Source organism: Brucella sp. 22210, assembly GCF_052045675.1.
Lineage (GTDB): Bacteria > Pseudomonadota > Alphaproteobacteria > Rhizobiales > Rhizobiaceae > Brucella.
In genome coordinates this window covers 1-11525 of record NZ_JBQEPD010000057.1, presented here as the reverse complement: position 1 = coordinate 11525, position 11525 = coordinate 1, and the positions used below count along the sequence as shown (strand labels likewise).

Below are 11525 nucleotides of genomic sequence, written 5' to 3'. Positions count from 1 at the left end.
TTGCATGGATCAATCGAAACAGACGTCTCGCGAAGGACTTCGAAGCTTCAATCAAATCTGCCGCGGCTTTCCTCTATGCCGCCTCCGTAATGCTGCTCGTTAGGCGTTTGGCCCGTATCAATGCTTTCAAAACTGACTCTAAGCGCAGTCACGTTTTGCCCTCCTTCCTCGAGTTCTTTCAAATCCAGGAGTGTCCCGCGCAGTGTTCCGATGAGGCGCGCACGGGACTGGCCGGTTCGAGTAGTCGATCGTTGGTGTATCTCTTCCGGTTTCATTATTGCCGGGAGAAATAGATTTGCCGACGGGGAAATTAGCGATGCGCCAAGTGCACGCGATTGTCGGAATCCGCATCCTGTCTCCCGAAATCGGTCTCCCTTTTCGGTAGACATGCTTTAGACACTGGCATGTGTCTGACTGAAATTGGAAAACATCATCGAAAATTGGAAATAGCCCGCAAGTGGCGGGCTATTTCCAATTATCGTATGACGATAAGGGTTGTATTACCCGGCGCAGGGAAATCCTGGCCTTTTTCTCCCCAGCCATACCAGGGCTGGGGGAGTTATTCATATCGCCTAAAGGTGAAAAGGCTGCCGGCTCCTGGGATGGGCAAGAGCCGGGGACCACACGCTTCTCAAACAGCCATCGAAGAGCAGGTCCTGGATGCGTTGAGCTCATTAAGCCCGCATCCAAAGGCGATATATCCAAAACAGGCCTTAGCAAGGCCCTGGGGATTTTTTCGCGGAATTCCAGATAACAGATAAAATCTCGAACTGTCTGTTAGACTTTCGTAAAACAGTTTTTACAAATAATATAAAATAGCCTTGCGAATATGGTGGAATTTTAGCTTTGAAGAAAACTCTAATACCGCTTGAATTTTGAACGCATATTCGGATTACCAATTTCGATTGGATAAGGTCGCGAGTGTGACCTGCCTTCTGGTTTCGGTAATATTCTAATTGATTTGACCGGTCGCTGTCAGGCGACCGTGAGATCAATTTTCTTGACCAGGTTCATTGCATTGGACCTCAAAATCGATCCCAGCAGCCGCCGTCTCCCATTAAAAAGGGTTGTACAAATTTTGAATTTCCAATGAATCAGATCATAACAGTGCGGATCTCTCACTATTGGCTCGCCCACATAATAATTGCGGTCGCCTTCACAGCTGAAAGTTCAGATATCCTTTATCATTACCTTCGCCGCTATTGTGCCAACTCACTTGATTATCTTGAATATAAAGCGTGTCGTCAAGCAGTGCCTCTTTACTTCAGGTTAAGAAAGTGACGATGATTTCTGCGACCTGTGCGGACGTCACGATCCGTCATATTTAAATATTGCAATATGTCGATAACAGACTGGTTTAGGGTGGCTGGCGGTGAACATTTGAGGACTAACTTTTTGCACCGCTCTTTCCAATAGCTGTCATCCACTTAATCCCGTCGATATTTTGGCCAGTATTGGTAGAAAACTCAAAAAGAAGAGAAAAAACCGGATTGAATAGGAAGAACTAGGATCTCGTAAAAGTAAAATCGCGCTACCAATAACGAAATTAATATTGAAATCTCTTCCCTTCCAATACAACTCAATGCATCGCTTACTACATTCTCATTTTTCCCTTCGAATATAGCGTGGCGTAGTTACCGAAGAGCAGGCACAAAAGCGTTTCATCAATTTAGAAACGGTACCCTGTTTAAATCGGGTTTCAGCCTTCTACTCCTTGAAGCGTGACTGGCAGCTTCAATCAATTTGCTTGCATTTTCAACTGTTCCAAACAACATGGAATCAAACCAGATTTAAGTGGCTTTGATTATAAGGCAGACGTAAAAAATCCAAATCCCTATTTTTTAGAGAAAATGATTCAGGACATTGGGGTGATGCAATTCTTCCTCGCGCAGCCCTTCATGGTAAAAGATAGTACCGTTGGCAGCAACAAGGCGCTTATCAGATGTTAAACACTATCCGCAGTATTGCCGATCACATTGTGAAAACGGATTTTTCGTTCTACATCCTTAGCAAGACTCATCGTGTTTTTCACTCTTGACCGCGCTATATAATCGAATAACGTCAATTTACTGAAGGTTGCTCGGCGCAATTTTAACACGCTTTCGAAAAGTTCCATCGTAAAGGTTCCAAGCGCAATATTGTAGGAATATATAGCCAGTTTATAGTATAAAGAAGGGATGGCAATATGAGAAAATCCATTTTATTTATTTTGGCGGCAGGTTTTGCAACCGTCACTTCGCCAACCTTGTCGGCACAAAAGGAAAGAGTTTTTTCTCCTGTTCAAGGCGTTCTGTGCGACCAATATTTCTGTGCAAATAAACATGGGATCTCAAATGGCTTGACAGCGCGATATCTTGGGCAGAAAGCAGCGGACAAGCTTATTGCGATGGGCAATTTTGATCGCGCATCCTTCACATTTTCGAACGGCGTATTCTGCGAAACGAAGGATCGTCGTTGCTACCAGGATCGCTATTTCCGCAGTGCCGAGAGGCGTGGACTCGCATCGAACCGCTATACGCGCTTATTATTTGGCATTATTGGATTGCCGCGGAGGCCACGATGATTAGTATATTAGGTCTTTGGCCTGTGCCTTTTGAAAAAGGTTGATGGGTGGTGTTGGTTGGGGGCCTGGCTACACGAGGAAGTCGGCAAGCTCACGACGGAGCAAATATCTTGAAAATGCCAGGTTATTCTGGACTGAAGACAAGGTCGAATTAGCTCAACGCGGTGTCCGGGAAATGGGGGGGAGGTCAGCTGTCATCCCCTTATTGAATTGCTCGCCACTCATTGGGGATTGCGACAGAGAACGGGCTTTTCTATAAAAATTTAGCTCGTTTCTTGGAATCTCCAAGGCGCGTAGTCGTATCTTGATGCCGTGGGAGAGGGTTAAGATACATATTGCAAACAATTGAATTTTCGCAGCATTGGCTAATATATTCCACTCGCTTTATGATAGCAAAAGATGTTTTTCTCCTAATGCCTCGCTTTTGCGAGGCATTTTTTTAATTGTGTTCGGCCGTGAGGATCTCTTAGAGCCGAACCGAAAATTAAGTTGAGCGATTTCAGGAGTTTATAATTCTCTGTGGTTTAGCAAGACTACGGAGGATCACATGGCGTGGACTGTTACCGCTCGGCGGGACTATGCCAGACGCGGCTTACGCTATGCAAGTGACTGTACCGACGATGAGTGGGCTGTTGTCGCACCGCTTTTGCAGCCGATGAGCAAAGCTGGTGGTCCGCGCGGCTATGATGCAGGCAAAAAGATCAAAGGGTGCAAGCGCCATATCGTAACCGATATGGTCGGCAACATGTTGGAAGGCATCGTGCATGGCGCGGATGTTCAGGACCGCGACGGCGCGCCCGATCTGATCAAGCGCGCCTGCCAGACCTATCCCACCGTGGCAAAACTCTTTGCCGATGGTGGATATGCTGGTGAAAAGCTGACAACTGCTGTGGCACATATCGTAGCACTGGCTATTGAAGTCGTCAGGGTTGCGATCAGGCCAAAGGTTTTGTCGTTCTGCCCAAACGGTGGATCGTCGAGCGAACCTTCGCTTGGCTCAATCGCTGCCGCCGGCTGACAAAAGATTGGGAGGCTTCAATCGCATCAGCAGAGGCCTGGATGTTCATATCATCCATCAGGAGAATGACGCGCCGCATCGCAAGGCTGCAATTTTGAGTCGGGCACTTACAGAAAAATTCATAGCCGCATTGAAGCGATCATCAAAATAGGCGGCGCCGGCCCTTTTGACGGCATCATGAAATCGCTCTATCCAGGGGAATGCACTAATTCAGAGAAAAATCATACCTATAGTTGGTCGAAAGGCCAATCATGAATTGCTCTGGCGAGCCACATTCCTTGACAATGCTTGAATCCTTTGACGAGCCATTCAGTCGTGTATATTCGCCAAAGAGGTTGGTATCAATTCTGTCATTCACCTTCCAGAGGATGGCGCCGCCGACACCGGCGGATTTGAGGCCGCCGTGGGGATTATATTCTTGCAGCCCGGAAATAGCTGCTTCTTCGGCATCGACACCATAATAGGTCTTGAAATAATCCTTTGAGGCGAAAGTCGCCCGTGGCCCTGCCGAAACGCGAATTGCCGCAGTTACGTCATAAAAAGCGTCGGTGGAAATATCAGCAACAATACCCTTATGCGCGCGGATACCCTGACGCAGCTCGCTGCGTATACGCAGCCAGTCAAGTGCGTAGATTTCAGCAAAGCCGCCTGCTTCACCGCCGAACCTGGTTCCCCTTAAACCAGGGATTTCATAGTCGCGTTCAAACAATAGTTTGCCTGCCAGGCCAGCGCGGAAGTTATAATTGTCAAAAAGCGCCAGGGAGATATTATCGTTACGCGAATAAAAGCGTGTCGTTTCGCCCTGACGGCCCAGGGAAATTAACCACTGTGTGGAAAAATGGTATTTATTTGAACCTTCAAATTTAGGTGCAATGAGACCGGCTGCGCCAACTTTGAGGTACCAGTCGCCAGACCAGAAATGCTTGCCGGGGGTCGCTTTTTGGCCCCACTCCATGGTTGGCTCTTGAGCATTGGCTGAAAAGGGAAGACAAATTGAAAATAGCTGCGATATGACAAACAAATTAATGAGCGGCGCAATACGCAAAATTAAAACTCCAAAAATCGCAAGAAACTAAAAAAATTTCCAATATCGAAGCCTGGTAAACAAACCGTTATGAAAAAAAGTTGTTAGCCAAAGCCCGTACGAACAAAAAGTTGGACTATCATGGAGGCAGTTTATGCCTTCGTACGAAGGCAGGATTCGAGCTGTTATAAAGCTCGGTAAGCGTGCCGGGGCGGCGATTTTCCAGTGGGTTTTCCAGGCAAGAAGGCTCTGGGAAACTGCGCGGCGAATACGAACAAGACCCCCACTTTTTCGCTGGGTGCGCGGCCAGAACTCCCGAGTTTACACAGGCGCAGAAGCAAGCGGCTGTTGAGCGTTACCGCACTCATGATCGCTGCATTTCTGCAACGATGCGAGCATTGGGCTATTCTGGTTGTGTGACGCTGACCGCATGGTTCGCGAGGCGTTTCCTGAAACCAGCAAATCTGTAACTGGAAGGACAGGTCGTCCACAATATCCCGAGGTATTGAAGAAAGCCGTGACAGGTATTGCGCACAGGCTCATTCCTGATTCAGCTTCGTATGGCCTTTTTTCTTCTTTTGTTGTCTGGTACGCAGTCGCTGATGCGGCGTTGTGGCTGATAAAATATATCTTCGCATGCAAGCGTTGCGATGGAAGTCGCGCTTCAAGCTTGAACCACTATAATATAAAGTTGAGCGCACCAATCACATCAGTGTCGTCATGGAGAAATGTTATTTTTTTTAAAACCGGCATCGATCCATTCAATAGTCTGCTGCTTTGTGAGGTTGAAGAGATCATTGTGACCTGCATCCTCAATCCAGCGCACAGTCAGATCGGTGCCCGCCTGAAGCGCACGTGAATGATAAGAGATTGTCGCTTTTGGTGGCACGACATTGTCTTTAAGTCCGTGAAGGATAAGAACAGGTGCAACTGACTTATGCAAGCCGGCGTTATTTCTCGACAAAGCGTCGACCCAGGCTTTGCTTAGCATCACAGGTTCTGCCAACCCTGCTTTGCTGCTATTGGCAATTTTCAGATATAGTTCGACTACACACATTTTTCGAGCTGCATCCAGCCATTTGTGGCCTTGCTCTGAAAACAGATCATCTTCAATTTTGTAAGCATCGATGTAACTTTGTCCAATCAGGTAAGGGATCGGCGTTTTGGCTGCGAAGAAGGCGTCTGTTTCGTAGGGAGACATGACAAGGGTTGAGGCAGGCGCCAGAGCCACGATAGATTGGATTTGTAGATCTGGAGCGTAATCTTTGGCTATTTCTCCAGCAAAGAGCACGGCATGGCCTCCTTGGGACTGACCAAATAATGCTATCCTCTTACTGATCTTTGCCTGAGGTAACGATTGTGCTGCTCGCACAAGATTGTAAATATCGCGTGCCTCATCTTCACCGACGAGATAATGATGGACTGCATCAGATCCCAGACCCGCATAATCGGGAGCTACAACAGCATAACCTTTATCAAGCCAATCATTGAGAAACGGAATGCCAATTCCAATGGGCAGGTTTTTTGCTTCACCGCTACCACGAGGTGTAAAATCCCGAATGGGATTTTCAGCAAGGGAAGGGGCACAGCCTCTGGCCGCGCCCGTTGTGCCATGAGCCCAGACTACGACCGGGTTTGGATGGTTCTCATTGTTTAAACGAGGTGTGGCAACGAGCCCGGACGCGGGGACATGTTCTCCGTTCCATCGTTGCGAAACGTAAAGAACGCGCCAGGATAACGCTTTATTGTCAGTTTTTAGCAGTTCGCTGCGAATAATGGTTCCAGGAGTGAGGTCCGATACATCAACCTCGGTGTTGTAGAATTCACTGATTGCCAAGGGCTGGGTCGAGAATATCAAATAGCGCAAGTCTGCAACCATGTTGCTGAATGGTTGCGCCGTTAGCACACCCAGAAATAGAATTCCAAATATAGGGTATAGATATAATCTCATTTCTTGCCTATTATTCTATAAGATAATTTCAAAAACATAAACAGAATTGTAAATTTCTCTTAGGTTTCATTTAGCTAGAAAATTCAATTTATTATTAAAACTCCCACAAAATCGTCGAAATATCTCTTTTGACTGCTATATTCTGTCGCTTGTAAAATTTTAGCCTTTAAAAATGAAATTGATACCCGGTCGCGCGTCGTGCTCTCTGGCAATTCTATCGCTGCAGTGCTTTTTTTCTCTCATCGCGAGCTTCTCTAATGAGCGTGCACAATACACTATCATCCAGTTCATCGGGATGAGTAATTGAAACATGCCGCAATGCCTTGCCACTACCCTTTAAGCGACCAAGGGGGTCAGTGAGGAACGCACCCCGATAAAAACCAACATTGACGTAGTTGCGATATGGTAAAGCGTAAATATAAGCCTCACTCATTTTCTTTGTGCCCCATCCCCAACTGACAGTGCGTTCTCCCAAACGGATCACCTCAATCGCATCTGGATGAAACTCGGCGATTTTTACTCTTAAAGCACGCAGCACACGGCTCGTGTTGTGGTTCAAGAAGCACGATATCGTCAAATGTAATGGGCCTTTTCAATACTTTTATTGACTTCACCAAAATTTTGCCATCCGTTGTTCGGGCTCAAAGCCAGCATATCGGCAGGGCTGGAATTGAAAGCGGAGGCAATTCTTGATGTCTTTTGACATTTTGACAATAGATAGATTGCATTTTGGAGAAGCTCGGGTTTACGGGAGCCATGGCTGCCCCATCTTCTGGCAATTGACATAACGAACCAAGAGTAGCTGAAAGTGCTGGCAGCTTGCAAGGCAAGGCCATAAAGCCATTGCCCCGGCCCTCCGTTTCTGGCGATGCTAGAGCATAGACTCATAAACTGATGCACCAGATGCGGACAGCGATCAGTTTGACAGCAGCGAGGAAATTGTACGGGTTCTTGTCGTAACGCGTCTGATCAATCAGCTTCGCGCAATTCTGTTGGAACGTGGGATCATCTTCCCGGTCGGACGGCGAAAACTCGAACTTGGCGTGGATAGCTTGCTTACCGAGGCTGTAGAGGTCGTGTCACCGTGTGTGTATGAGCTGGTTGGCGATTTGCGCACGGAATGGAAGGTACTCGACACAAAGATTGAGGCCCTGAATACCGAGTTTATCCAGTTGGCGCGCAGCGATGCTGCCATGCGCAGACTGACGTCGATCCCCGGTATAGGGGTACTTAACGCGACGGCTCTGGTTGCAGCAGTGGGGGATGCGAGCAGCTTTGCCAAAGCGCGCGATCTGGGGGCCTGGCTCGGATTGGTCCCCAGACAGTACAGCACCGGCGGTAAACCCCGACTGCTTGGGATATCAAAACGTGGCAACACTTATTTGCGTACTCTGCTCATTCATGGTGCTCGCGCAGCGTTACCGTCACTTTCAACAACTGACACGCCCCTGGGGCAATGGCTGAAGGCCATGATGGAGCGCGGCGTACACCGTAACGCTGTGGTTGTAGCGCTAGCAAACAAGTTGGCGCGGATAGCATGGGCTGCCTTGCGCAAGGAAACTGGCTTCGACCGCAGCTACCCAGCGGCTGTGTAATATGGATCGGCTACATACAAGGAACGCGTAGCCCAACGAAGTTTGCTGGAAGGATCGTGAAGATGGCCTGACAGTCGAACGGCGTTTGGAAAGCCCGGCCAAAAAAATGGCACCTGTTGCCGAAGTCTTTATTGGGGCTCTAAGTGTGCGGATGTCCATCTTGGCCATGAGCTTGCTCATGAGACCGTATACGTTGACGCAGACTGATCAGAACACCGTAAAATCCTCTTGCAACGGGGCGGGCCATACGTTTTTGCGCGTCTGGTCGTGCCGGACAAGGCCTTTGACATATCTGCCGACCTCCATCGGCAGATAGTTTGAATCAGAAACGAGCTGATTTGCAAAGCCCTCCGATTCATTCAGACAGGGAAACGCTCTACTGGCGATCGGACATGGGAGCTGAGAATATTGCTCATAGGGGCTTGCGGGGAAGGTATCCCCAAGTGTCAGCGGAATTCTGATTGAGCGCGCCTGACACTGCGCTTGACGGTCTACCTACTCATGGTGGGTTGAAAACCAACTGTGGGTCATTCGCTACGCCCGCAAGCAGTGGGCGCTGCATAGGTGCGCCACGATATTGCGACGCTCGATCGGGGCATTGCGATGTCGTCCATGCGTCGTCTCCAAACTCCGGACCACTGTAAATCGATAGATCTCCGGACTGCCAAATGCCTTTTTGAACGGATCTGGCGTCTTCACATTACGGTGTCCCATGTAAGCTCCAGGGTCAGGGCGTCAGAGCAAAAACTTGTTTTATACCTTGAATGCGAAGGCCAGATGTGCTCCGATCTCCTTTGGAGAAGGTGTGTGACCAATTTGGAAACAAGTCAATATTGGTGGATGATGTATTGGTTTTATAAATCATCCAAAGTTTCATCTAACCGTGTCGCACTATGATAACAGAATATCGAAATTATACCCAGGGGACAGGGTTGTGGCTGCCAATTTGAGCGCTACAGAGTAGAGCGTGATAAATAACTGATGTTATAAAATATCTTTTGAGTCCTAATTCCGATTAATTTGACATATTTCTTCCATCAAAATAATATTTGTAGTTATCTACAAGTAAAAGATAAAGATAGATCTAACTATGCGGAAGTTTGCTTCAATACCTCAATATATTATGTTATTGTGCATGTCGAATGAATATAGAAAGGATTTTTTATATGATACTATCGAAATAGTTAATAAAATAGATGAAATTACACTGCAATCAATCATGATGGTCGGGTCAAATAAAGCATTGGCATTGGATAGCATTGTAGAGATTTTAAAAGGTATGCAAAAAAATGATCCTGGCAATGCAGTTCTTGTAAAATACATTAACGATACATTGGGATGGTTTGCCAACAGAAGGGACATCAATGTAGAATATAATGCATCAACTCATAACGTAGCATTTCAAAATTTGAGTGTTTTTAGACGAAATTGGAGTAATGTAGTTTCTGTTGGACCGGGTTGCGTTGCATTTTTTACCTTGGCTGCGGCGGTAACAGGCATTGTAAATTCATATGATGTCGAAAAAGAATACAAGAAAGTTACATATCCATCTATATTATTGTTTTCATTGTGTGTATTTATTTTTGGTATTGCCGCATTTACTTTTGGATGGAAGACAAACCATCATAGATTATCATGGGAAGATGTTAAGAGCAATATTGACCTTGTAATTAACATTGTTGAATTAAAGTACGAATTGATTAAAGAAATAAGGGAATTACAAACAGATATTAATTCTGATTCTACGATGATCGATTATGTTATTCGCTTAAGACATGAAAATCCGGGCGATAAGTATACAAAAATTCATGATTTTTTGGTAAAATTAAAAACTTTTAGAGATTATGACAACATAACTCTTCCTTCACCGGTGGGGGGACATTTTAATCCTGTTTATTTTGACATACCATGGAAATATGCAGGTGATATTAAGCGTATTTATAACCTATATAAAACCAAGCAATTAGGCCAATATGAGTGGAATCACCTTTAATCTTCCGGATTGTTCTTTAGTAAAATGAAGGAATTTTCTCGACTTTTTTGATCGAGGAGATTGGTGAAAACGAGCAGATTTACCGAACCCAAAACCTTTGGGTTCTTCTCTTGACGTAAGACGGCCTTGCTGTATCCGAACTATGCCGGATATAGGGCCGATTATCTGATTGAAGTGTTGTGATGATCAGTTTGGAGGTTCTCCCGGTTGAAGGACAAAACCGCCGGAACCGGAAGTGGCCAGATGAATTTGGAGTGTTCCCCATTTCACCGGACACGTCGGCTAGATTGTTTTAGCCCTGATGAACTGCCGAGGGGAAGCCATCTTGAGAGCGGAATGGGGATGGATTTCGTTGTAGATGCTATGGAGGAGCCGCCCGGCTCATCCGCTTCATCGACAACGAGGAGGCCTCCGATGAACGAGAACGCCAAGTCCAGTGTGCCAGTATATGCAGCCATTGAGCTGAGCAAATCTACATGGTTAGTTGCGGTGCTTTCCCCAAGCTCAGATCGCGTGAAGCTTCGCCAGGTTCGCGGTGGCGATACCGCAGCGCTCGTCGCGATGTTGAACAGCACGCAAGCGGCCGCAGCGCAGATAGATGGTCGCCCTGCAGAGATCGTCGTTTGCTTTGAGGCCGGATATGACGGCTTCTGGTTAGCGAGGTTCTTGCGGAAGCGAGGCATTCGCACGTCTGTGCTCGACTCCACCAGCTTCTTGGTCAACAGGCGAAGCCGCCGTGCCAAAACAGATCGGCTAGATGCTGAGTCCATGGTCCGAATGTTCCGATCTTTCGACCAGGGCGATAGAACGGTGTGCCGCGAAGTTCGTGTTCCTACGCCGGAGGAGGATGCTAAACGCCTCGACAGAGAACGTCTGCAGCTTTCGGCCGAGAGGACACGCCACGTGAACCGTATTCGTGCCTTGCTCAATCTTCACGGTATCCGCGATCTCGACCGCCAGCTCGAGGAAGGCTTGAAGGACTGTACTCTTGGCATTCCCAACGTCGATAAGGTTCACCGCATCTCCACGCTTAAGGGTGTTGGCAGACTGAGCGCTGTACTGCTGGTGTCGGAGGTGTTCCACCGCCAATTTGCCAATCGAAAGTGTTTGGCGAGCTTTCTTGGTCTGGCACCGCGTCCGTATGCGAGTGGTGCTGTGAAGCATGGTCAGGGAATCAGCAAAGCCGGTAACCGTTTCGCCAGAAGGCTGCTCGTTGAGCTTGCGTGGTGTTGGCTGAGGTATCAGCCGGCAAGCGCTGTATCCCAGTGGTACCGTAGCGCTTTCGGGGAGGGTTCGGGCCGATCTCGCAAGATCGGTGTCATCGCGCTCGCTCGAAAGCTCGCGGTCGCCATCTGGCGTTTTGTTGAAGATGGCCTAGGCC

At 47.5% G+C, this 11525-nt stretch carries 6 protein-coding genes and 4 pseudogenes; 6 read left to right on the top strand and 4 right to left on the bottom strand.

Annotated elements, in window-relative coordinates:
• The 3 genes and pseudogenes from ACTJKP_RS25040 to ACTJKP_RS25030 all read left to right on the top strand — a co-directional run.
• Positions 1-116, top strand: a pseudogene (locus ACTJKP_RS25040) (IS5/IS1182 family transposase); the annotation flags it as partial.
• 2069 nt (positions 117-2185) lie between these two features.
• Positions 2186-2563: a YcgJ family protein gene (locus ACTJKP_RS25035; protein WP_440632607.1), complete on the top strand. Its 378-nt coding sequence runs from the start codon at positions 2186-2188 to the stop codon at positions 2561-2563.
• A 547-nt stretch (positions 2564-3110) separates the two neighbouring features.
• Positions 3111-3679, top strand: a pseudogene (locus ACTJKP_RS25030) (transposase).
• 107 nt (positions 3680-3786) lie between these two features.
• Here the strand turns inward: ACTJKP_RS25030 and ACTJKP_RS25025 are convergent.
• The 4 genes and pseudogenes from ACTJKP_RS25025 to ACTJKP_RS25010 all read right to left on the bottom strand — a co-directional run.
• Positions 3787-4629 carry a MipA/OmpV family protein gene (locus ACTJKP_RS25025; RefSeq protein WP_440632608.1) on the bottom strand — a complete coding sequence of 281 codons (843 nt, stop codon included), beginning with the start codon at positions 4627-4629 and terminating at the stop codon, positions 3787-3789.
• A 694-nt stretch (positions 4630-5323) separates the two neighbouring features.
• Positions 5324-6484 carry an alpha/beta hydrolase family protein gene (locus tag ACTJKP_RS25020; RefSeq protein WP_440632606.1) on the bottom strand — a complete coding sequence of 387 codons (1161 nt, stop codon included), beginning with the start codon at positions 6482-6484 and terminating at the stop codon, positions 5324-5326.
• A 286-nt stretch (positions 6485-6770) separates the two neighbouring features.
• Positions 6771-7115, bottom strand: coding sequence for a DUF1801 domain-containing protein (locus ACTJKP_RS25015; protein ID WP_440632605.1), 345 nt, complete (start codon positions 7113-7115; stop codon positions 6771-6773).
• A gap of 325 nt (positions 7116-7440) precedes the next feature.
• Positions 7441-7521: pseudogene (locus ACTJKP_RS25010) on the bottom strand (IS5/IS1182 family transposase); the annotation flags it as partial.
• Between ACTJKP_RS25010 and ACTJKP_RS25005 the strand changes: the two are divergent.
• From ACTJKP_RS25005 to ACTJKP_RS24995, 3 genes and pseudogenes are all read left to right on the top strand, one after another.
• Positions 7516-8151, top strand: a pseudogene (locus ACTJKP_RS25005) (IS110 family transposase); the annotation flags it as partial. The pseudogenes ACTJKP_RS25010 and ACTJKP_RS25005 sit on opposite strands and share 6 nt — an antisense overlap.
• 1135 nt (positions 8152-9286) lie before the next feature.
• Positions 9287-10144: a hypothetical protein gene (locus ACTJKP_RS25000; RefSeq protein ID WP_440632604.1), complete on the top strand. Its 858-nt coding sequence runs from the start codon at positions 9287-9289 to the stop codon at positions 10142-10144.
• A gap of 414 nt (positions 10145-10558) precedes the next feature.
• A partial coding sequence (locus ACTJKP_RS24995; RefSeq protein WP_440632603.1) for an IS110 family transposase occupies positions 10559-11525 on the top strand: 967 nt, incomplete at its 3' end.

Bases quoted from the DNA above. Each gene is read 5' to 3' on its own strand.
- ACTJKP_RS25035 (WP_440632607.1), top strand. From the start codon at position 2,186: ATGAGAAAATCCATTTTATTTATTTTGGCGGCAGGTTTTGCAACCGTC.
- ACTJKP_RS25020 (WP_440632606.1), bottom strand. From the start codon at position 6,484: ATGGTTGCAGACTTGCGCTATTTGATATTCTCGACCCAGCCCTTGGCA.
- ACTJKP_RS25000 (WP_440632604.1), top strand. From the start codon at position 9,287: ATGTCGAATGAATATAGAAAGGATTTTTTATATGATACTATCGAAATA.